Genomic DNA, 23,024 nt, shown 5'->3' on the forward strand with positions numbered 1-23,024 from the left:
GGAGGCAAATGAAACTAGATCTAGGCAGCAATTTTACTGTCTCATAATGTAATTCTTGGCAACTGCGGCGGCAGCATCTACATAATGAATCTCTGCTGCGTTTAGCAAAGAAATGATTGTCCTGTAAAAAACAGCCAGACGATATTCCAGAATAGCAGGCTTTTCATTAACTAAGACGATGCATTTTCTGTATTTTTTGATTACATTGCCAATCAAAACCGAGTTACAGACAACAAAGTCAAAAACGCCATTATAATCATTAGGAATTACTTCAATAAATTTTTCAACGCTCAGTAAACCGTCAAATAGTTCTATTCTATTGCCGGGAGAAATATAGCTATCAAATAAAGAATCCAGGATCAAACGGGTTTTATATTTTGTGTACAGCTTGTCAGTAAGAGCTTCCTGTTTTTGAATCAATTTGTGAAACTTTGAGTCATCTAATAGGTTATTAAAAAACTTACTCAAAAATTCGTTTATTTCTGCTGTTGACCGTATAGGAGATAAATATTCGTTTCCGTCTTTATTCTCCTTGCAAAAGCTTCTAAAAGAATTTTGGATGAATTGAATCTGATTTTGTTCAGAACTCATGATCAAATCTAATAAGGTATTCGGAGTGACAAAATCAGTTTTGCGGAAGTTAGAGGCTCTCCAATGAGCAACCAGTGTAACAACTTCGAAGTCTCTAAATATATTTTCAAAATCATTCAGGCTGACATCTCTAAAGACCTTGACTCCGCAGGTTTCGACATAGGAAGCAACCTTATTGACAATTTCGACTACTTCGGGAAAATATTTCATTTCCCATAGAGCCTCTTGCCGAACTAGAGAAGGATTAGGGAAAATGCTTCTCACAAAGTCCTTTTCGGTATCGCTCGCTAAATTAAAATAGAAGTCTTCTTGAGTCAGAGGCAGTGCTATAGCTAAAGCACAGTCACTTGGTTTAGTTATTTTGGATCGAAAGCTTTGCATGAAAATTGAATTGAGATGGTCCACTAATAATCAAATCACCAGCTTGCTCATCGTAATAAAATTCTAAGTCGATATCAGGATGCTCCTTCTTGATTTGTTTCTGAATATTGTTAATCATACTGTTGAGATCCTTTTTTGTCGATGGCGGAGTTTGAGAAAATTGCTTAATTATCGATTGGATCAATCCGACAAGATCATCTGGAAGAATACCTTTTATAAAAATCTTGATTCTTACTATAAGTGACTTTTGAGTTATGACAGAAGAGGGAACTTCAACTTCTATTGTTTGCTTATAGTCATAGAAGCTATCAACAAGAGGCTCAGTCTCAACTTTTCGAACAGTTGCATTTCCCCAGTCATATTGATTGCGCTTAAGCAAGGCTATGCTTTGCTCAAACGGTTGATCGTCTTTCTTCAAAAGCACTTTTTGTGTCTCAAGGTCTTTGATGTCAGCTGTCAAAGTTAAAGCCCTGGCTTCATCAGGAGTAAAATCTACTAAGAATAACTGGATTGGTTTATCATTTGTGGGAATTGAGTCAATCGATTTTCCTAAAGCTTCATGGAGGCCAGAAAGAGTATAAGCTTCTAGAACTTTATCGCTATTGGAGCGCAAAACTACATAGCCGTTAGGTGAGCGTTCTACAATAAATGAAGAAACATCTAAGGTATCTGCAGTTTGTATTCGTTTAGCTTCATCAGGAGTCAATGGAAAATTGCGTGGACGATAGCCAAACGGAGGAGCAGAAGAAGTAGTCTGATGAGCTTCGTTAAAGCCTCGGTTCTCTAAAGACAAATGATTTTCAGTTAAGAGCGCTTTTTCTGGGCTTCTAATTTCTGGTGAAAGAGTCCTGCTTTGAGAAATTTGCGAAAGATCTACTAAATCCTCTTGATATCTAAGTTCTCTAGAAATTGAATGAATTTTATTAACGTCGCGAGGGTTATACAGGATGCTGCCATCATCCGTACGCCTTATTTTACCTGGTGGCACATCTAAGCTTTGTTGTAAGCGGGTCACTTTAGAATCAAGATTATGTCCACCTGTCGCGTAAGAAAACTCAGAATGTTTAGATAGAACAATTGAAGGAGTTCTAACCCAACTTCTAGAAGCATCCTCAGCTAAGACCTCAACATAGCCTTGCATAATAAGGTTGGAATCCAGCAAATCTCCAAAGTATATCTGAATTTCAGGGGAGGAAATCAAATAGGAAGTTGAGTCTAGCCACTCAGCGAATTCAGGTTCTTCAATTCTTGAGTAGTTATAGTCTCTTGGTGAAGCTAAAAGATAGGAGAGCTCAGATAATGCTATTTCTGGCCATTTACTATCACCTTCTTTCAGTTGATCCGTCAGTAGATATAGGTTGTTTAATGCGTATTGAAAATTTGATTCATAATAATCGGATATTTCACTCACTTCTAGATAAGAAATCTCTCCGTTCTGAGCAGCTTCATATAGCTCATTGATTAAAGCTTGATGACCTTTCTCGAATTGATTGATAGTTTTGTCTAAAGGCCAGGAGATGATTGCATCTATAAGTCTCGCGGTTTCCTGAACGAAGAAATCATTTCCTGACTCCATACTTCTAGTTTCAAATTGTGAAGATGATGATATGCCAAATTCTTTGAATATTTGGTACAAGGCTGTATACTGAACAACTCTTGCAAGATCTGGATTGTTTAAGCTCGAAAAATAATCGTATGCAATTTCCTCATAGTCTTCAAGGGAAATCTCCGTCCCATATATGACTGACAATGCTCCAGTTCTATAGAGTGTCAGATAGCTGTAATCCTCGATTCGAGTAGTGTACCCAACCCCTTCAGTATTCCAGTTAAACAAGATAGAACCCTGCTCTTCAAACACCTCGTTTAATGATTTATCGAATGGAGGCAAATCGCTTGGCTTGTAAGGATAGTCGTAAAAGTTAACGTATTCAACTTCTCCATTCAAAGACCAAGACTTCAATATTTGGTCAGTTATATTCAGTAAACTACCTAACTCTGTATCAACTAAATTAGAACTAAGGTATATTGGAGCCCAGTCTGGAGCCCAGTCCCCATATTCGACTTCACTTTCGTCAAGCCTGCCTGCGAACAAATGATTACGTTCATAACTCTGAGCAAGATCTTCTTCTGCTGTTGCCGCTATCGTCAAAGCTGTTTCGAAGCGTAAAGGCGGCATTCTAAGTACGTTTTCAACTCTTTCTCGACCTAAGACAGCAACAAAGTCATCATCGGTAATAGCACCAATGATCAAATCTGAATCAAGGAAAAACTGCCGTGCCTCTACATTATATTCTGACAAATCTTTTTCTTTTGACATAACCCAAACAACGATTCCGGGTGTATTGCTAATAAAAACACCATCATTCCCTTCCGTTAGAATTTGGCCTAGTTCTTGAGGATCACCACCGAGAACAGGCTTGAATAAGTAATTGCCGTTATTTGTCCACTGATGTAATTCCGCCGCAGATACAGACAAGTCTAGAGTCTGTGTGTTTTCTGTTGGAGGCTCAATAGGAAGATTGGAAATGTTCGCCTTGTAAGTCGTTCCATATAAGTCAATATAAAGTTTAGATAGAACCTTCTCTGAGAGTTCTAAGTCATTTAAAGGTGGCAAAGTTATAAGAACGTCTGCTACCCAGCCGTCATAGCCAACTGGATAGGCAAGAGATTTTGCCTCTTCTCCCAAATCACCTGCGAGTGATTGAAAATATTCTTCATTCAGATGTGGCGGCGGCTCTGAAATCAGTAAAATTCTGCATCCATCTTCCAAAGGTTCTGATAAAGCAACTGTTTGGAGATGGTATGGATATGTCTCTCGAAAGTTTTCCCACTCTTGTTCTGTCTGCTGATTTGCTTGGGGACATCGGCTAACTTTTTGAGAACAACCAAATAGACCAAAAACTAGCGTGATTGACAAAAGAGCAAATTTAGTGAGGCCAGCATTTTTGGCTGAAAGGCTTTTGTTTCGCAGAATACAAAGTTTAAAGGTCATGGCCAGAAGCTTGAGTTAGGGCTTTGTTTTTAACAACTTCAAGCTTAAAAGAGAAATTACGCACGCTCCAAACGTGATTCAGAAAAATTCTCTTTATGTATTTATTTAAAGGTGTATTTTTTACTACTGTAGAATCTCGTTCTTTGTATGTCTTTATCTCGACAAACGATTTGGCTTTTCACCATGGGCAGAAGCCCGTGATTGCGGTCGCCAATACCATGGGCAGCTTCATTCAGAGCTATGCCGACGCCCATGATTTGAAAAACGGCGATCGCATCGACCTCTCCTTCGCCGACCTGCTGCAGCGCTACCTGGAACGCTCGCGGGATGTGGTGCTACGCAACTACAAAGGCCAGAGCGTTGGTGTAACCAGCCCGGAGGGCTTTCGCCACCGCTTAACTGATGATGAGCTGGGCGATGAAGGACTTTTTGCCTATGAAGAAGCCCTGGAATGTATCCGGGAAGGCAACTTCAGCCGTATCCCTATCAGCCCCATTGACTACATCGAGCAACGCCTGGAGCAGGCCGGATACCGAATCAGCGAAGTCACCGGACGTAAAGCCGGATTGGACTACGTCCCCGATGGCACCACTACCTACAAAGTCCGCACCGAAAGCGAAACCTCTTCCAAAGCCAAAATTGAAGCCGTGGCCCTGTTCAACGCTGGTGATGCCGATGCCATCCTGCTGAACTGCTCCGGCTCAACGGGCATCTCCCTTCATGCCTCCGAAAAATTTGCCGATCAGCGACCCCGACACATGATCGTCGCCCAGGCCGAGCGGGATATCAACGTCTTCATGCAGATGCTGGGGCGCATCCATCGCACCGGGCAGGTCGAACTGCCCAGCTATACCTTGCTGATGGGGGACTTGCCTGCCGAAAAGCGACCGGGGGCGATCCTCTGCCGCAAAATGGCCAGCCTCAACGCCAATACCACAGCTTCACGGGAAACCGACATCTCCATCAGCAATGTGGTGGATTTCATGAATGCCTATGGGGAACAGGTGGTGAGTGAACTGCTCACCGATGATCTGGAACTCAATGCCCAGCTCGATTTTCCCACCCTGAAAGCACAAAACGATGGTTCCGAAGTCGCCTTGATTAAGCGGGTTACGGGAGCCATTCCGCTACTGCCGATCGAGCAACAGGAAGCGGTTTATGACCTGATTGAATCGGAGTACAAAGAGCTGGTGGATCAGGCTCGGGCCATGGGAGAAAGCATCCTGGAAGCGGATCAGCTGGATCTCGATGCCCGCACGACGGCGCGGATGGAGGTGATTGCCGATGACAGCCCCGTGAAGACGGAGTTTACCGGGCCAGTCTTTTTGGAAATTGTCGATGCCAAGAGTGCCAGCAAACCGCTGACTCAGCTGCAGGCGGTGAATGTGCTGCGGGAGGGGCTGGGGTTGGAGGCGGTGAAGGATCTAGAGAACCATGACCCAGAAGAGTTAGAAGCTCCAGCAAATAAGCGGTCAAATTATGCGATCGCCTCTCTCACCGCAGCTACCGAAAAGTATCGCACCGCTGTTATTGCCACGAAGAAAGAAGAAGCGGCGGCTAGCAAATTCAGCGATCGCATCGACAAACAATTCGACCAGGTTTCCTCTGCCTTGAAGGAATTTCCCACTGGCACCCCCGTTCGCATCGTTTCGGGCACGACCCAGAGCGTCTTCTACGGTGTCGTCGCGGGTATCGATCAGAAGGTTCGTCCCGGCAGTCCTGCTGCTCCGAATAACTGGAAGATGCGACTGCTAGTAGCTGACTCCGCCCGACAAATCACGGTTCCGCTCTCCAAGCTCAATAGCTGGCGGGAAGGATCAGTTGCCATCACACCTCAGGCCCAGGACTGGTTCGGCAACGATGTCTACAGCCTGTTCGATAAGTTCCAGCAAAGCGGACGAGTCGAGCGGCAGATATTCACGGGCAACATCATCAAAGCCTTTGAGAAATACCCCAAAGGCAAGCTGGTGAACTTTACGGATCATCAGGGTCAGGTGCGCCAGGGATTGGTGATGCCCAAAGAGTTCGACATCCGCGAGGAACTCGATAAAGAGCCCGTCGTCTTCAAACAGGGCCATCAGGTCAAAGCCTTCCTCACCGATCTCACCAGCCGCCGAGGTGCGGTGAAAACTCTGGATGAGTTGCTGATTCTCAAAGCCCAAATCAACGGCGAAGGATTCATCCTGCAAGCCCCCAAAGCGAAGGAATCGGGGGCCAAGTACTTTCTAGATGAAGCGCTCATTGCCGCTGTCGGTAACGATTTCCACTCCGTGGCTGATCGCATGGAAGTCGTCGTGCTGCCTGAACGGCTGGAGCAAACCCTCATGGTGCTGATGAACCAGCGTCAGTACATGCTGGCGGCTTTTGACCATAAAGACGTTGCTCGTGACTACCTGGGGATTGAATTACCCAAACTAGAAGTGGTGGATGCGGCAACTCCGGCTCCGAGGCCCATTCGAGAACCGCTCCCACTGCCGCCTCCGCCTCCGCTAGTATCAGCTCCATCGACTTCCGCTTCTGGCAGCATTCTTCCACCCAAACAGCAGCAGGGGCAGATCGAAAAGCGCATCGCTAACTTCTTGGAAAAAGCCGGGATTCGAGAAGCCGTTACCGCAGGCGAAGACTACCACCTCAAAATCGAGAATGAGCCCTACATTCCTCTGGTCGTAGAGCGGCAACTCGATGAACTGTACCTGACTCACTACCGGGAGCAGAACGGCGACACCTTCATCGACACCGAGATGGTGTTCAAGATTCAAGCGGACGGACAGCTCCGGTTCAAGGAAGTCGCTACCCAAGACCCGATTCGAGGGGGAGAGTGCCGCAGCCCCGACCGCCTGTTTGCTCAGACCTTTTCCCGCAACATCCATCATCAGGGGTTTGCTGAAGCTGTGAGAGAACAACTTCAGCCCAAGCCAGAAGCTACCCCCCAAGAAACCCATTCTCTAAAACCAGCCGTAAAAGCTTACCTCGACGTTAAAGCAGAGCATCCCGATGCCCTGCTGCTGAGCAAAACCACCGATGGCCGCTTCTACGAAGCCTACCTGGAAGATGCCAGGGCGCTCTCCGAAAAAACTGAGGTCATTCTCACCAGCACCGACTCCGGGATGGGACGAATTCCGGTGACGGGTTTTCCGATTCACGCGACAGATCGCTACCTGGATATGCTCAGGCAAACCACGGCGGTAGCAGTGGTCGATGGCCCAGATGCCGTAGTGGTTCATCCGCAGGTGAGGCCAGAAGCTGTTGCCGAAAGTGTAACGGCTCTCGAACCACCACCAGTTGTTGAAGAAGAACAGGCCACCCTATTTTCTCTAGAAACCTTTCAAAGCAGCCCTTCCAGGACTCTCATTACTGCTACTGTCGATCCTTCTTGGAATAAAGAGACGCCAAAGCCTCCCACGGCTGAGTCATCGCCCCCTGTGACTGAAGCCCAACCACCGCTGGTCATTGAGGAGCCCGTAACGTCAACTCCAACTAGGAGCCAACCGTCCATCGAAGATTTGCGCCAGTGGTATCGCCATGCTCGCGACATTGGTAGATCGGAGAAGCACTTGAAGCAGATTGAAGTGATTAGTCGAGCAGCGATCGCTGGCCAAACATTTGGTGAGCGAGACTTTCAAGCTCTAGACCGCGACGAAGCCGCCTGGCAGTCCCAAATCGACACGGTCACCAATCAGGCCCGCTACATTCTCGACACCGTTGGCACTCAAGATACCGATGGTCAGCGCTTTAGCAGCAAGACCTACAGCATTCAGGGGAGCGAGGGGAATCTGGCGATCGCAGCAGCCGATCGCGGCGAGATTCTCCAGCTCCAAAACGACCAGGTGATTCTCTCCAAAGTCACCCAAGTTGATGCCCAGCGGTTTCAGAAATTCGCTGAGCTGATTCAAAGCCGTGCCCTCAATGTACAAACTCCGCAACTCCAGCCAGTCGGCCTAGAGCCCTAGAATCCAGGTACCGCTTATGCTTCCCTCCTCAAATTCTGGGGCCTGGTCAACGGTGCAGTGGTTAACGGCCCATCAGCTGCCTGCCCTGCCAGTCGCCCCAGTTCAAGACCCTTATCAGTATCCCCGCATGGTTGCTGCTAAACCCGAGCGGGGCATCTTCTCCCATGTTGATTGTCAGTGGCAAGACGGTAGGCTGTGTCCAAAACCGCTCTTTACTGGTAAGAATCCTTCTTACCTGGATAGCCAGGGCATTCCCCACCTGGTCTATCACCACCGATACCAAAAGACCCTACCCAGTGAGCGAGACCTGCGCCAGTGGTTTGCCAATCCGCTCAACGGAGTCGGCTCACTGGGCGGACATCAGCGGATCGCCTGGATTGATTTTGATGCGAAATGCTTTGAGTCGTCGCAGGTTTGCGATCGCGCTGTCCCTCAATGGTTAGACCAGCACCCTCTACTCCAGCAAACCTTCACCGAACGCACCCACAGCGGCGGCTGGCGATTCGCCGTCAAGCTGCAAACACCGCCGACCTTCACCAATTTCGCCCTAGAACCCGGTGGTGCCCATGTTGGTGAAGTGTTGGGCACAGGTCGCTTTACGGTTCTGGCACCCACTATTGGCCCCAGCAGCAATGCCTATGTGTCGATTCGGCGAGCTGAGCCCGTTGAAGTCGAGAGCCTTGAAGCGATCGGGCTCTTCAGTTCCTCCGCTCGGCAGGCAGAACAGCGACCCGCCAGCTACCAGCCCAAGCCAATTCTGAGGCCCCTGCAAACTTCGTCAGGCCAAGGCGCGATTCATCTGGCTGATCTAGTGACCACCAAAGTAAAGGGAATCCTGAACGGACAAGACCCTTACCAGGACGAGTCAATGTCTCTGGTGGTCGCAGCTAGAGAACTTTATGGCAGCGAGAACTGGGCTTTTGCTAATGGCATTCCGCTGAAGGGCGATCGCGCCGAAGCCCTGATTCATCGTGTCGGTGATGCCTTTGGCTACGACGAAGACAAGCTACGTCGCTGCTTGGCCTCAGTCAATCCTGAAACCTGTCAGCCTGCTAGCTTGTATCGAGGGGACGAAACCGCTTTATGGAAGCGGGTACGGAGGTTGGATCAAAAAGTATTTGAAGCGCGGTGCCCTCAGGGTATTCAGAAAGAAATCTCTGAGCAGATTCAAGCGTACGGGCGATGGCGCAGCGCCGGTCCCTTGGGACCATCGCCCTCTTCAACTCCCAACCCTCTTGTAGAAACCTCAACCTTGGTTCAACTCCGCGACTGGTATCGAATCGCCAAAGCCATGGAGGTTCCCGAAAGTGCTCTTGATGCCATCAAAACCATGGGTCAACGAGTAGCAGCGGGTAAACCCCTGCCTCACAAGCATCGAGCACTCATGCAACAGCAGGTTCAGAGCTACTGGCAGCAGGTCAGCACCGCGATTCAGCAGGCCGGACAAATTTTGGAAACCGTAGGCCGAAAAGACGCGACAGGAGCTTACTTTGAAGGTCACATCTATCGCCTGGAAAGCCCCTTTGATGGGAGTTTAGAAATATCAGCTCAACGACGCGGCACCCTCCTGCTGGTTGAAGCCAGTACCGTCCGAACTTGTCGTTTAGCCAAAGCTGATTTCGAGCAGTTCGACCGCTTTTCTCAGCGGCTCTCTCAACAATCCTTTCCGGCTCACCAGTTGGAGTTGGTTTGATCGTCTGACGTTGCTGACGCTAGAGCCGTGGAATACGTTGATTCGCTTGAATGAACCTCTACCATTGATGGTGGTGGAGATGGTGAGCGCTTTTCGAACAGCACGGGTTATTGGCCAAGCACCAAGTGGGCGGACTAAAGTGGGTCGTATATCTTGAGATGCTTAATATGTGATCTGCTAAAGAAGAGAGATTATATACGTAGCCAGAGGGATGGTATCAGGCAGCAGAATACTCAGGCAAAGAACCGATTAATTCGCCATGCTTTCAAGATTAGCTCTGACCATTGAGAAGACTTTAAAGAGGTATTTAACCTCAGCTTTTTTCAGTGAATTTCGGAAGAATAGTCAACTGTACCTAAGGCAATTAATGAGTTTCGCTGAGCATCAGTTAAGCCTCGAACCCTAGTAGTGTTGGTACCTTCATAAGGTCGAGGCACTTGTAATAAACCAATAGGGTTTCTGGTAGTGACATCCCAAAATCGAATACTACCATCGCTATCACAACTAACGAGGACTTTCCCATCAGGGCTAAAGGCCACCGATTCAACTAAAGTAGTGTGCCCTTCCAACACATATAGGTATTGCCGCTTTCTAACATCCCAAATTATGATGGTAGAGTCACCACTGCTACTAGCAAGTAGATTTCCATCAGGACTGAAAGCAACTGACATAATCCAGTTAGTATGTTTTTCAAACACACATAATATCTGGCGTTCATGTATATCCCAAAGTCGGATAGTAGCATCCTCACTTCCGCTAACTAAGAGCTTACCATTAGGACTGAAAATTACTGGCCAGATTCGCTTAGTATGGCCAGTAAATACATGAAGACATTGTTTTTTTTCAACACACCAAAGCCGAACCGTTAAATCATCGCTGGAGCTAGCTATATATTTTCCATTGGGGCTAAAAGCAACACCTCGAACCTCTTTTTCGTGTCCTTTAAGTAGAAAAAGGCACTGCCAATTTTGAGCATCCCATACGCGAATGGTGGATTTACTGCTCCCATGTGCCACCAATTTACCGTCAGGGCTAAAAGCAACGGAAGAAACCCAATTTGTTTTCTCTACAACAGTATGAACACATTTTCGCTGATCAATATCCCAAAGTCGAATGGTAGCATCATCTCCACCACTTATGAGGAATTTACCATCAGGACTGAAGGCGACTGATCTAACCCAATTTTTATGTCCCTCAAGAACAAACGTACACTTGCGCTCCTGAATATTCCAAAACCGAATAGTGGCGTCACTACTTCCACTAGCAAGATACTTTCCATCAGGACTGAAGACTCCAAATCTAACCCAGTTGGTATGCCCTGTGAATACATGAAAACACTGCCTTTTCTGAATATTCCAAAGTCGAATAGTAGCATCCTCACTTCCGCTAGCAAGAAATTTTCCGTCGGGACTAAATGCAACAGATCTAACTCTTTTTTCGTGAGCAGTGAAAACATGAAGGCAGTGTCGCTCCTGAATGCCCCAAAGTCGAATGGTGGCATCGCCACTGGCACTAGCAAGAAGCTGACTATTTGAGCTAAAAGCTACTGATCTAACCCAATTCGTGTGTCCTTCAAATACGTTAATACATCGTCCCTGCTGGATATTCCAAAGCCTTACAGTCGTATCTAAATGACCCGTGGCAAGATATCTTCCATCAGGACTAAAGGCTATACTCCAAATGCATAAACCACGCCCATTCAACTTGTGAGTACAACGTTGCTCGTGAACATCCCAAAGCCGGATAGTGGCATCACTGCTTCCACTAGCAAGATATTTACCGTCAGGACTGAAAGTCACGCTACAAACCCAATCAGTATGACCTTTGAGCACGCAAACACAACGTCTTTGCTGTATATTCCAGAGCCGAATTGTTGAATCATCACTTCCGCTAGCAAGCAATTTACCATCAGGGCTAAAAGCGACGCTTCTAATTTCATCAATATGACCTTTAAATATATCTAGGCATTTTCTCTGTTGAACATCCCAAAGCCGGATTGTCACATCATCACTACTGCTAGCAAGATACTTCCCATCGGGACTAAATGCTAATGAGTGAATCCAGCTAATATGACCTCCCAAAGCAGTTACGATTTTTTGATCCTCAATTTTCCAGAACTGGACATTGCCGTTGCCATCGCCGGAAGCTATAAGTTTGCCATCAGGACTAAAAGCAATGGCTGCAATTCGGCTAAAAACCTGGGTAAGAGAAGACTGGATAAAAAGAACATTCTCTAAGTTAAGATCACGAATCGTCATTCCCTTTAAATGTGCTTGCCTAAAAGTAAAGCCAGAAAAGTCAATTTTATGAACTTTACACTGCGTTTGACAGAGGATATTGATTAAATTTCCAGGAGCATAGCCGGTAGGTAGATTTTGGCTTTGACGAATAGTTTCCAATGATTGATGAATTTTCTGATCTAAAACTTCAATGCGACTTAGCAAAGCCCTTAAAATTAATCGTATTTGTGTTTCACGTACATAGTTTTTAACCGTAGCCTTGATTAGCGCATGGGTATGAAATAAGTCAAATTTCTGAGTATTTAGCTCTTTGAAAACTTGTCCTACAAACCTGTCTGTAGCAAACTCCATAATGACGTTTTGCAGTGTGAACTGCTTGTCAACCGTTTCTATCAAGTAACGATCGCTCAACCCCCTCAACGCACTCCGCACTTCTCGCTTCGTCACCGGCGGCAGCAAGTCTTCCATCAACTCATCTAGTCCCACCGGTTCGCGGTTAATCGCCAGCCAGAACAAGATGGAACGCTCTAACGGGGCCAGTCGAGTCAGGTGCTGATCGAGCAAACTCCGCACATCCTCAACTGCGGCCCCCTCCTCTTCCAGAAAGTCATCCACATCACCCAAAAACTCTCGCTGAATTGCCGTCGCCACCAGATGCAACGCCTGGGGATTGCCGCTGTAGCGACGAATCAGCTCCTGGCCTTGGGTATCCGTATCCTCTAAATCCAATCCCTTCGCCTTCAGAATTTCCCGTCCTGCATCAGTATCAATGCCAGTTACCGACCAAAGACGTACTGAGAGGCGATCGCCTGCCATCGGAGCCAGTTCGCGGGGACATTCTCGACTGGTCAGCAGCAGGCAACTTTGATGCTCGGCCTCTCCAATCCGACGAATCAGTTCCCCATAGCCTTCATACCCATCGCGGAACTGCCCCGTTGATTCCGCCTGTAAGATCGACTCCAGGTTGTCCAGCACTAAAAGACAACGGTGCGATCGCAAATAGTGGAGCAGGCGAATGATGCGCTCGCCCAGTCGATTCGGCAAATTGATTTCCGTCTCCTGCTGATCCGATAGAAACTGAATCAGCCGCACCAGAATCTCATCTAGCGGCGGCGCTTCCCGCAGGCTGCGCCAGATGACATAGTCGAACTGCTCGTAAATCTGATCCGCCAGCTTTGCCGCCAGTGATGTTTTGCCGATGCCACCCATCCCCAGCAGCGTCACCACCCGACACTGCTCCGCCATTACCCACTGGCCCAGCGTCGCCAACTCCTCCGTGCGACCAAAGAAAATCGCGGTATCGGGCTTTTCACCCCAGTCGATTTTGGCTGGTAAGGGCCTTTCTCCAATGGTTGAATCTTGGTCTGCTACCAGAGCAGGCAATTCTGGCAGGCCATAGTCGGCGGTTTCCAACTCCAGTCCAAACGCTTCAAACAGAGTTCGCACCGAGGTTTCATCTACGGGTGCCGTGCGCTGACGAATCTTCTTGATGGTCTTGATGCTGAGGTCAGTTCTCTCTGCAAGTTCCGCCTGAGTGAAGCGCTTGCCGTATTTTTCCTCGTCCTGAGCGGTGGCGATCGCGACTTCGAGGCGATCAATTCCCTGCTGGGTCAGTACAACCCCTCGATAACGTTTCGGCGATCGGCTCATAGGTTTAGGTGGGGGCAGATGACGACTTCAGAAATTGGGAACTTAAAGGAAACTTTTCGGCAACTTCTCCGATAGTAAGCGATCTTTCCGCAGCCCGATTTTGACCTGTAACGCTTGTTTGCACTGGACTTGGGAGAATTGCGCCAAAATTCCTTCCAACTTTCTCTTAAGCCGCCAAAGATCCCTCGAATCAAACGAAATGCGCCTGCATAGTAAGCCTATCCACCGCATTGGCAGAGACATCTCATGAACCGCTCAACTCCTTTTTCCCACAATGACTTCTCAACCTTTCAAGGTCGAGGCACCGTCAACCGCTTGGTCACAACCCAACATCCTGGACGAGTTTATTTTCAAGCAACCTACTGGCCTGCCCGCCTCTCCCAAACCGCCACGCTCAGTGAACTGCAACCCGGCGACCCGGTCGAAGTCGTCGGTCGAGACGGACTGACGCTCCTCGTTAAACCCCTGCCCCAACTGAGAGAATCATCATGAGACAACAGCAGCGTCGTAACTGGCTGATAGAGTTAGCTGCCAAAGCGTTGAAGTATTTTCTGCTGAGTCTGGCAGGCTGCACGATCGCCTACGTGGCCTCAGTGGTTCTGGAGATCAGCTTTGTTAGCACTGTCGCCATCATCATTCTGGAGCAGATTCTAGCCAGAGCATCCATTTTAGTCGTGTGTCTGATCGCGATCGCAGCGATCTCTGAATCTTTGCGCTACTGAACCTCCCCCCACGAGAAATCAAAGTTCCTGCACAGCCTGTTTCACAGAAGGCGTCTGAGAAATTATCTCCAAAATTCGCCGCATTTCTTGGAAAGCAGCAACGTCGTTCGCTTGAATATTCTGAGCTTCAGCCATTCTCACGGTATTCCCTTCAACCTGTCCCCGAATCTTCAAACCTTCATCCTCTAGAGATTCCAGCGAAAACTCCTGAGACGTGAAATCGTAGCTTGAGATATAGCGCTTACCCGAGAGCCGCCAAACACCGGCATCGGTTTCTTCCGTTCTTCCAGCTTGATGATTGAGGGTGAAAACCTGGAGGGCGATCGCCAACATCTCCTGAGCCAAGTCCATCCGAGCTGTGGATTTTCCTTCCGCCTGAGGTATCACGGCTGAATCGCGATCCTTAGACTGCTTCACCAACTGTCTGCACTGTTGAGCCGTCAGCAGATTCACCCGTCGCAGCAACTCATCCTGTTCCGGCGCATGATCGACTCCCAGGTGGCGCTGCAAGCCTTTGAAGGAATAAGCAGCTCCCAGCTTGTACCCCGGAAACGCAATCCCTTCCAGGCCATAGCTAATCCCGTCGATTTGCTCCTTCCAAGTATGGAGTTGTACTGAAATGTTCTCTGCCTTCAACCGTGTCACCAACATCAGCATCGAGGGTTGATCAGCGGTGTGTTGCTGGAGCGATCGCCATAATTTTTCTTTGGTCAATTCTTTGCCAGTGCGTTCCTTGAGCCGATATTCCCCAGTCGTCAGATTGAGGCGATCGCGCTTGACCCGCTCCGGCTTCGGCTGTAAGGCAAAGGTCTCCGTCAACTCCCGTTCAATGTGCTGAAGTCGCAGCTTGATAAAGGCATCATCGACCCATTTCCCGTTCATATCCACTGAACTGGTGACAATATGCCAGTGCTGCACCTGATGATGGTCTTTGCGATCGTGGTGCTCTACCACCAAATACTGGCAGTCCTGATACCCTGTCTTAGCCAGTACCGCCTTCGAGATGACTGCAATTTCCTCACGGTTCTTGTCCTCTCCCGGCAACAGGCTGACAGAGTAATGAGTCATTGTCTTTCGCACACGCGGGTTGTAGTCATGGGCAAAGCGAAATTCCTCCGCCAGTTCTTCAGCATTCAGACCCACCATGTTGGTCGCTAGTATGGGCGAGGTTTGTTCCGACTCTTGTTTAGCGGGTGAGAGGACGTATTTGACTAGCCCGTAAGGATCTGAGCCTTTAGAGAAATTGATATTCATCGCAGTAGAACCCCCTTCTCAGCGGCCTCACCGATGCGTCTGAGGGCAATCTCTCGGCGTACCTCCCAAATCAGATCGAGTATAGCTTGCAGTTCGCAACTCTGTGGTTGACTTTCGAGAATTTCCGACAGTTCTCCCAAGCGCTTATACAGCAGTAGGTTAATTAACGGTCCTTCCACTTGCCGTCGCCGCTTCAGGCCACAGTCGAGTAGATAGGTACTCATGCTGGTTCCGGAACCAGCGGAATATTCTCGAATCTGAGCTTTCTGCTCAAAGGTGCATTGCACCTCAATGGTTTCAGTGCGGTTTGTGGATTTTGGCATTGCTAAATCTCCAGGAAATGGCCACGGCTTGCTGTCCTCCCAGCCCTCCTCCCATCGATAACGTCCGGGTCTACTCCAGCGACAACTTCAGAAACTACTTTTCGGACTATTCCAGTGACAACATCTAGGACTACGTCTGGGACTACTCCAGTGACGACTCTGAGGCTGAAGCCGTAACCTACTTCAAGGATTATTTCAAGAAGTATTCAGGCTTTATTTCAGAGAAAATAGCGAAGTCAATATCATCAGTGAACCTAGAGAAACCCTTAGAAAGGAACTGTTAAGGAAGCAGACTAATTCGAGGTGATCGCTGAGTAAAGGCGATGGGATAAAAATAGAATTTTTGAAGAAGGATTTGGATTTATTTCAACGAGAAAACAACCAAATAAATCATCTAGAGATCCAAACTCTTTCAAAAAGACTCTACAAATTTCAGTGTAAACATCCTGGAAATTTTGTCACTACCCTTTTCCAAATCATCTTGGCATTGCCACAAAGTTTGCTGATAACAGTCACAAAATCTTCAGGACTATCCGGCAAGATGAAATCACTACATGGATTAGCACAGTGGCTCTCAAGTTCAACAAGCAATCCCTCGAAGACTTCCATGAGCGTCTGAGTTCAGTCGATGCAAGCTGGCAAGAAGACTTCAACTTGAAGGAAATTGTCAGAAAATCGCTGAAGCCGATTAGCAAAGCGAGACGCTACAAGGTGAGTTGGGAAAAGATTGCGCTGATGCTTCAAGAAGCCACTGGCGGAGAACTTGAAATCAGTGCGGCCAGTGTTCGGCAATACTATTTCGAGCTGATGGAGAAAACACTGAAGAAGGAGACGGCTAAGTCTAATAAAAACAAATCTGAGAAAAAGCAAGATAAATCAGGAAATACCCAAGCTAAGAACTCGGAAATTCAAGAAGCTGTTTCTGATAAGGAAACTGAGATTATTTCTGAAGCTTCTTCTCAATCATCTGAAGAAAGTCATGCTGAAAGTCTTTCAGATACACAAGTAAGTTCTGAGGCAGCACCTCCTGAATTTATCCAAGAGTCTTCGGAGAACCTTTCCGCTATTCCTCCGAAAACTTCTGAGAAATCCCGGCGTAAACCCCAATCTGAAATTCAATCCTCATTCAACTTAAGGAGACGGTAAATGGCCTGTATCCATCTCGTCGATGGCGATAAGGGCGGTGTCGGCAAAAGCTTTGTCTGCAGCACCCTTATTCAGTACTTCATCGACCATAACCTCGATTTCATCCCTGTCGAAGCCGATCGCTACAACCCCGATGTCGCCAACCGCTACGGTGATTTAGCTTTCCAGTTTGCTATCTTCAGTGACGACGAACGCCAGACCCAGGCCGATCAACTCCGAGATTTGGCCGTAAAGCAACCCCTGATTATCTCGTTACCCTCTCAAGTGGGGCAGCCGTTAAATTCCTGGCTCGATATGGCCCTCTTCGATGCCGCCGATGAAGGCGTCAGCTTCGTCCGCTGGTTCATCACCAGTGGCACCTTTGAATCGCTGAACTTGTTTCAAATAGCGCTAGAGCGTCACGGCGGCAACTTTCCCCATGTGCTGGTTAAAAACTGGGGCGTCAGCGATGACTGGAGCGAACTGGCGTCACTCGCGGATCTCAACAAGCTCATGAAGCGCCACAAGGTGCAGGTCATCGACTTTCCCCGGTTGCCCTGGCAGGAATCGAACCTGGTGCAGAAGAAGAACTGGACATTTGCTCAAGCCAGAGCCGCCAACGATTTGCCTTCCATGAGCCGTACTAAGGTCAAGCGCTTTTTGAAGGAAGCCTACACCGCCTTTGAATCCACAGGACGAATTACTAATGTCGCAATCTCCAGCCCCGCCCCAGTCAAGACTCGATGAAGCTAGTGACGCCCTGATGCATTTGGCCGCTCAGATGGGCATCGAGCCGACTGATCCGTTGGTGCTCGTGGCCCGAGGCAATGCTCGTTTAGAGGAAAAGGTAGAGCAATGGACCCAGACGAATTTACAGCTTCTAGAACTGCTGAGCCAGCAGGTGGAGGAACAGCAACGCTCAGCCCAGCACTACAGCAAGCTCATCTACTACTTGAACGGATTCGACGGGCAACTGCTGGGCTTGCAGCAGCAAATCGAGACAGCGCTCTCGGCCTTGAGCAGATGGGCACCCGACACCCCGATTGGGACGGAACTGGCGCAGATCAAGCAGGCTACAGCGCAGATTCAGCAGACTACCCAAGCCTTGGGCATAACGCTGAAGAGCTTATCGACTGGGGATTCCAAGCTCCTGCCGTCCAAAGCGAGTCCATCAAAAAGCCCCCTGGGGTGGAGCTTTAGAGCGAGTATCACGGCTCTGCTGACCGTAAGCCTTCTGGGGTTGGGCCTTTGGCAATACCGGGAGATGGAGTTCATCAAACAGCGAGTGACCTGGTCGCAAATCAAACTGCAGCGGATTGAGCACCTCATGGGAATCGATTCATAGGGATAGGTTTCGCTTTGAGAAGCAGTCGAAATAGCTTTTAAGTTCAAGTGTACTATTTTATTGGAGGGTCAAGATGAGGTCGCGATGCCAAACCTGTTGCTAATTGAAAGCCCCGGCAAACTGAAAAAGTTAGGACAGATACTGGGCTCTAGCTGGATCGTCAAAGCCAGCATGGGGCATGTGCGCGAGCTGGCCAATGACGGCTTGGATTCTTTGGGATTTGACCTTGGAGATACTGCGATCGCCTGTCGCTACCAACCCCGTGATGCTCGCTCCAAGAAAGTCCTTGCCGAACTGCGGCAAGCGGTCAAAAAAGCGGATCGCGTCTACATTGCCACCGACCCCGATCGCGAAGGGGAAACTATTGGCTGGCACCTTCAGCAGGCGCTGAATCTTCGCAATCCTCAGCGGGTGGTCTACAGCGAAAATACTCTGCAAGTAACGAACTAAATTTCTCTTTGACCATAACCAGGGAAAACCCCAAAGATTTCCCTGTTAAGCATTCTAATTTTCCAAATCGGCAACATATTTCTGGAACAAAGGATGGATGAATTTGTATCTCCCACCGACACGCTGCAAAAATTCTCTTTCAACGCAATAGTTCAAAAACCTGGAATAATCCCATGGTATAAAGCCTTTTCTGAATAAAATGATTCGAAGAGAAAAGTGCCTTAAGAAGGCTATTCCTCCTAAGGCAAGTCCTATTAGTATTCCGTTGCAGAATCCTGTGATTGGATCCAAGGCAAATTTAGAACCAAACCAAATAGCTAGAAGCATCCCTCCTTGAGTCGAATTCGGTACTAGCAGATAGCTTATCCACTCCCGTATTAAAAAAATTAGTATCCATGCAGTCCCTATCAACAAACCCAAGAAAGGCCAAGCGATTGAATTATAGAGAAGCCTAATTATTCCCTGATTTGCACTAGAAAGGTTCTCTTCTAAAGTAGGCTCTGTCAGTGCCGAATTTACATAAAATCCGACAGAAGATATCATCGCTGTAATCATTCCGCTGCTAACCGCCACAACCAATCCGCGCTTATATCCAAACAAAACTCCAATCAAAAATGCTGACAGCAAGCTATACCATAAACCTTCTCTAAAGCCATCCGACAAGTTCTTAAAAGACAGTTTTGGCACTCTTCTAACAATGATCTCATCTACTCGATATACAGCTATAAGAAGAACAGAAATCGCCAGAAACTGCGTCTCCCAAAACAAAAATCCTCCCCTAAAGAATTGTACAGTTGCGGCTGCAAATGCAACAGGAAAAGAAATAAGAGAAACATATACAAAGAAATATCTCGCTTTATCTTTTCTTTCATCTAGCCATGAGGGCTGAAGCTGCTCAATTAAGAAATAGTTCTTTGTCTCTTGTTCTATTTCCATCTTCCGTGCCAACCAAGACAGCCACACTATAATTTTGCTTTCAGTAGGCGGAAGGCATTTCTTATATGCTTGACTTCTAATCCCTTCTTCCAGATCGCCTGAATTTTTTATAAGCTCTCTTTTCATGGCTGCATTCCAATATGCATTGAATAAATAATCTTTTCTTTCTTGCGCTGATTTCAAAGCTTTCCATTCACTTATTGACAGCTCGTCATGTACGCAAACAAACCCAATCATTGATAGAAAAAGTGGCTGTTTAACTAAAGATAATAAGTCGGCATCCTGACTTATCGTCTGCCAAACATCCAACTGTTTTATTGAGGAGAGATAACCCTTTATTTGTGAATCTGTAAGTTTTTTCAATACAACTGCTTCATTGAGGCGAAGCAATTGCTTTCTCGAAGATACTTCATGTTCCCTTTCTATAGGAATTTCTCGAATGGCTTGCTGGTATGCTTCGTAGCGAGAGCAAACTACCAGATATTCTGGGGAGAATTCTTCAGCCATGAACTGATTAATTGCTTGAATACAATTTCTTTGCCATTCACTTTTCACTTCATCTAATCCATCAAAAATTGGTAATATCTTCCTATCCCTGAAAAGTTGCTGAGCGTACTTACCTAAAAATGGATACATTTTCTTGAGCTGATCAGCTGACCAAAACTCAATAGTTTCATTGTTATCCCAGGTTCCAAGCTCAAAAACAACTGGGATTGGGTATTCAGAATTTTCCTCTGCCTTTGCTATCAATTCTTTTGCTAATACTAATAACTCTGTAGTTTTGCCAGAGCCTGCACTACCAAGCAGTAGCAGCTTTCCATGGGCTTGATTAAATATTTCTGAAATTACAATATCTTGCGAAAAGCTTTTGCTTTTTTGGGTAGAAAATTTAACTTTTTCTAATTGATATTTCCAAACTAAGTTTGGTTGTGTTTTTTTCCTAATCTTAATCAGTTCTGCGCCACTCAAAGAAAAATTTAAGCGATCTCTAATCTCATATTTTATTGCTTCAAGAAGAGAAAATTCTGCTTTTTCTCGCCTTTTGTGCGCCTCACGATCCAAAGCAGAAAAATCGGAGACGCCATCTATTTTTTTGAGTCTGCTATGTGATGATGTGTTCCACCAAAAAAGTTTTTGTTATTTGGTCCTGTTTTTGTTTGATAACCTATGCTGGTATCCTTATTTATTTGAGTCATTTGCCCAAAGTCATTATTGACTTGCAGATTAATTTCTTCTGCTAGCTTTTGGACTTCCTGCTTAAAACTTCTATCAGATTCCAAAACCTTATCTAAGTAGCTCGCTAACTTTCGTTGATCATCTTCGGATCCATTAGCTGCCCTCTTTAGCAAGTCATCTATCTCTGGTTTGCCACGTAAACACTTATCCCAGACTAGCTGCCCCAACTGCTTTACCTTCTCAGGTAGAAGTTCCACAGCCTTTTCACCTAACTTTGACCCGATGCCTTCATAAAACTTATCCAAAACGGCTTTGGCGATAGGTGTTGCAAGTAGCAAAGGGATTTGTTCAATCATCGGCTTAAAGAAAACAGTTACCTCGGTTTTACATTATTATCTCCCGAGTGTCAGCGCTTTTTCCTTCTTTGGTAGACTGATGCTTCACATAACCACACTAGCTTCAGGAAAATGCCCTTGAAGCGTGTCCGAGGCATAAAGGCCGCTATGGGGGAGATTTGCCAGAACGGGTAGGGGAGAAACGGTCGGTCTAATCAGCTTGAAAATTGGCGTCACAGGCTTTCTACTGCGACGGGCTCTTGCTTGAGTACATGAGAGTAAATGTGGTCTCTGGCACTGGCGGCAATTGCTTTCCAATCCTCTTGAGAGAGCACCTTGCCAAAGACAGCTCGAATTTGGCCATGAACGGCTTCCGTCATCTCCCATTCTCCTTGGGGCTTCGAGAGCTTGGACTCTAGCAGTACTAGCAAGGTTTCTTGAATTTCCGGCTCAGGCCGATGCAGCCGTTCCATAATCAGTTCCTGACCTTTCGCTTCTGCCGCTTCTGCCCCAATCCCCAAATCCCATTCAGAGACGAGCTGTTTCCAGGCTTGCATCACCAGCGATCGCAACTGAGCAAAATGGCTGTAGCCTTGGGGATTTGCCATTACGGCTCCCAACTGACTGCCCCAGCCATAGCCAGCGCTAATATCACCGCCAGCCTCTTCCTCAATCCGCACCGCCTCTCGCAGCCATTCTTCGTCGTAGGTGAAGGTTTCCCAATCAAAGTGCATTGTGACAATCTCCTAGTCAAGGGCTAGCATTAGCGGTCTGACTCTCGCAGTTGGCTATATTCAAAATAGACTAAGCCATCTTTTTCGGGATCAGGGCCAAACTCCATCATGTTTTTGGCATCGTAAAAGCTCTGAGCACTATCCAGCGAATGCAGGCCCAGCCTGCCTCCATAGCCCAATTGCAAACTCCGGCGACGGGCGAAGTTCAGCAGCAAAGTGCCCACACCTCTGAAGGTGGGTGGTTGCTGAATGCGGGTTCGATTCCAGGGGGCCGAGGCGATCGCTTCCACATACACGAGCTGTTGCCGGGGTGTCACCCATGACCGATGCCATTGGGTCTCAATCGCCAGCAGCCCTTGAGCCACTCCCTTATATTCAATCGCATAGCTCTCGAAATTATCCGAGGAAAGTGAAATCCGTTTCTTGACTACCCAGTCCCAAAACTTGTCCTCCGCCTCGAAGCGCTGCAGCAACGGACGCCACAGCGTGTCGAAGGCATCCAGATGAGACTGGGCCAAATCGACCAGCAGCGCTTCGACGATGCGATTATCTTGCCCCCGGATGAGCTGAACAGGCTGCTGCACCGCCAGAGATTCCTGCAAAGTGGACAATCAAATCATACAGGCGTACTAGCTTTTGCGGGCTGCTCAGTCGGATCAAACACTACCTCAAAAACACCTTGAGGCATGTGTCGCCGAATCGCTCTGAGATGGTCATCGGCGTCCTGCCGGTTGCGGAAGCGGGTAATGACGGAGCGCTGCACCGCATCTCGAATCATCACGATCGCCCAGGGCCGACAATCTGAACGCGACTCGGGTTGAGCATTCCAAGACTGCTGCCAGGACACTCGCTCAGGAGCCAGCACCGACTGCACAATTTCTGTGATTTGCTGTCTCACGGGACTCTCATCGACGGGATGCAGAACCCAACCCCGAATGGGCGCGGGCTGAAAGCTAAGCCGATAGCTTTCAGAATCCGGGGCAGTAATCGTCCAAATGGGTTGCTTGGGTTGTTTGCGGGTGCGAAATCCGACCTGGTGAAGGGCGGTCTGAATGCGCTGAATTTCGGCGGCGACTCGGTGACCTTCCGAGCCCGTTTGCAGTTGAACCATGGTGTAAAAATCCTCG

General features: G+C 47.6%; 17 protein-coding genes and 1 pseudogene. 8 read left to right on the forward strand and 10 right to left on the reverse strand.

Features of this window, described 5'->3' with window-relative positions; translation table 11 throughout:
• Positions 1-33: 33 nt before the first annotated feature.
• Together ACTS3T_RS05350 and ACTS3T_RS05355 are read right to left on the reverse strand one after the other, a co-directional pair.
• Positions 34-972, reverse strand: coding sequence for a hypothetical protein (locus tag ACTS3T_RS05350; protein ID WP_377963271.1), 939 nt, complete (start codon positions 970-972; stop codon positions 34-36).
• Complete coding sequence (locus tag ACTS3T_RS05355) at positions 944-3,964, reverse strand: hypothetical protein (protein ID WP_377963273.1); 3,021 nt, start codon at positions 3,962-3,964, stop codon at positions 944-946. The genes ACTS3T_RS05350 and ACTS3T_RS05355 overlap by 29 nt, the downstream gene beginning before the upstream one ends.
• A gap of 95 nt (positions 3,965-4,059) precedes the next feature.
• On the opposite strand from ACTS3T_RS05355, the gene ACTS3T_RS05360 reads away from it, so the two are divergent.
• Complete coding sequence (locus ACTS3T_RS05360; protein WP_377963275.1) at positions 4,060-7,914, forward strand: strawberry notch C-terminal domain-containing protein; 3,855 nt, start codon at positions 4,060-4,062, stop codon at positions 7,912-7,914.
• A 16-nt stretch (positions 7,915-7,930) separates the two neighbouring features.
• Positions 7,931-9,607, forward strand: coding sequence for a bifunctional DNA primase/polymerase (locus ACTS3T_RS05365; protein WP_377963277.1), 1,677 nt, complete (start codon positions 7,931-7,933; stop codon positions 9,605-9,607).
• A gap of 323 nt (positions 9,608-9,930) precedes the next feature.
• Here the strand turns inward: ACTS3T_RS05365 and ACTS3T_RS05370 are convergent, their stop codons facing one another.
• On the reverse strand, positions 9,931-13,497 hold the full coding sequence (locus ACTS3T_RS05370) for a WD40 domain-containing protein (protein WP_377963279.1): 3,567 nt from the start codon (positions 13,495-13,497) through the stop codon (positions 9,931-9,933).
• A gap of 246 nt (positions 13,498-13,743) precedes the next feature.
• Here ACTS3T_RS05370 and ACTS3T_RS05375 point away from each other — a divergent pair, with 246 nt between their 5' ends.
• A complete protein-coding gene (locus ACTS3T_RS05375) occupies positions 13,744-13,989 on the forward strand; it encodes an NfeD family protein (RefSeq protein WP_377963281.1) in 246 nt (81 codons plus the stop codon).
• Positions 13,986-14,219: a hypothetical protein gene (locus ACTS3T_RS05380; protein ID WP_377963283.1), complete on the forward strand. Its 234-nt coding sequence runs from the start codon at positions 13,986-13,988 to the stop codon at positions 14,217-14,219. The genes ACTS3T_RS05375 and ACTS3T_RS05380 overlap by 4 nt, the downstream gene beginning before the upstream one ends.
• 18 nt (positions 14,220-14,237) lie before the next feature.
• Here the strand turns inward: ACTS3T_RS05380 and ACTS3T_RS05385 are convergent, their stop codons facing one another.
• Entirely contained in the window at positions 14,238-15,473 is a 1,236-nt protein-coding gene (locus ACTS3T_RS05385) for a relaxase/mobilization nuclease domain-containing protein (protein ID WP_377963285.1), read from the reverse strand.
• The gene (locus ACTS3T_RS05390; RefSeq protein ID WP_377963287.1) at positions 15,470-15,796 is read right to left on the reverse strand and encodes a plasmid mobilization protein; all 327 of its coding nucleotides are present in this window, start codon (positions 15,794-15,796) and stop codon (positions 15,470-15,472) included. The genes ACTS3T_RS05385 and ACTS3T_RS05390 overlap by 4 nt, the downstream gene beginning before the upstream one ends.
• A gap of 567 nt (positions 15,797-16,363) precedes the next feature.
• Here ACTS3T_RS05390 and ACTS3T_RS05395 point away from each other — a divergent pair.
• The 4 genes and pseudogenes from ACTS3T_RS05395 to ACTS3T_RS05410 all read left to right on the forward strand — a co-directional run.
• Positions 16,364-16,942 carry a hypothetical protein gene (locus ACTS3T_RS05395; protein ID WP_377963289.1) on the forward strand — a complete coding sequence of 193 codons (579 nt, stop codon included), beginning with the start codon at positions 16,364-16,366 and terminating at the stop codon, positions 16,940-16,942.
• On the forward strand, positions 16,943-17,668 hold the full coding sequence (locus ACTS3T_RS05400; protein WP_377963291.1) for a P-loop NTPase family protein: 726 nt from the start codon (positions 16,943-16,945) through the stop codon (positions 17,666-17,668).
• Positions 17,628-18,266: a hypothetical protein gene (locus ACTS3T_RS05405; protein WP_377963293.1), complete on the forward strand. Its 639-nt coding sequence runs from the start codon at positions 17,628-17,630 to the stop codon at positions 18,264-18,266. The genes ACTS3T_RS05400 and ACTS3T_RS05405 overlap by 41 nt, the downstream gene beginning before the upstream one ends.
• A gap of 84 nt (positions 18,267-18,350) precedes the next feature.
• A pseudogene (locus ACTS3T_RS05410) lies at positions 18,351-18,698 on the forward strand (toprim domain-containing protein); the annotation flags it as partial.
• A gap of 72 nt (positions 18,699-18,770) precedes the next feature.
• Here ACTS3T_RS05410 and ACTS3T_RS05415 read toward each other — a convergent pair.
• From ACTS3T_RS05415 to ACTS3T_RS05435, 5 genes are all read right to left on the reverse strand, one after another.
• Positions 18,771-20,714 (reverse strand): NACHT domain-containing protein, encoded by a 1,944-nt coding sequence (locus ACTS3T_RS05415; RefSeq protein WP_377963295.1) that lies wholly within the window; start codon positions 20,712-20,714, stop codon positions 18,771-18,773.
• A gap of 23 nt (positions 20,715-20,737) precedes the next feature.
• Entirely contained in the window at positions 20,738-21,184 is a 447-nt protein-coding gene (locus tag ACTS3T_RS05420; protein WP_377963297.1) for a hypothetical protein, read from the reverse strand.
• A gap of 212 nt (positions 21,185-21,396) precedes the next feature.
• On the reverse strand, positions 21,397-21,897 hold the full coding sequence (locus tag ACTS3T_RS05425) for a hypothetical protein (protein ID WP_377963299.1): 501 nt from the start codon (positions 21,895-21,897) through the stop codon (positions 21,397-21,399).
• Between the two features lie 29 nt (positions 21,898-21,926).
• On the reverse strand, positions 21,927-22,508 hold the full coding sequence (locus tag ACTS3T_RS05430) for a GNAT family N-acetyltransferase (protein WP_377963301.1): 582 nt from the start codon (positions 22,506-22,508) through the stop codon (positions 21,927-21,929).
• A 5-nt stretch (positions 22,509-22,513) separates the two neighbouring features.
• Entirely contained in the window at positions 22,514-23,008 is a 495-nt protein-coding gene (locus ACTS3T_RS05435; RefSeq protein ID WP_377963303.1) for a hypothetical protein, read from the reverse strand.
• Positions 23,009-23,024: the final 16 nt, after the last annotated feature.

The organism is Almyronema sp. (assembly GCF_052168255.1).
In the GTDB taxonomy this organism is placed as follows: Bacteria; Cyanobacteriota; Cyanobacteriia; order Phormidesmidales; family Phormidesmidaceae; genus Sphaerothrix; species Sphaerothrix epifaneia.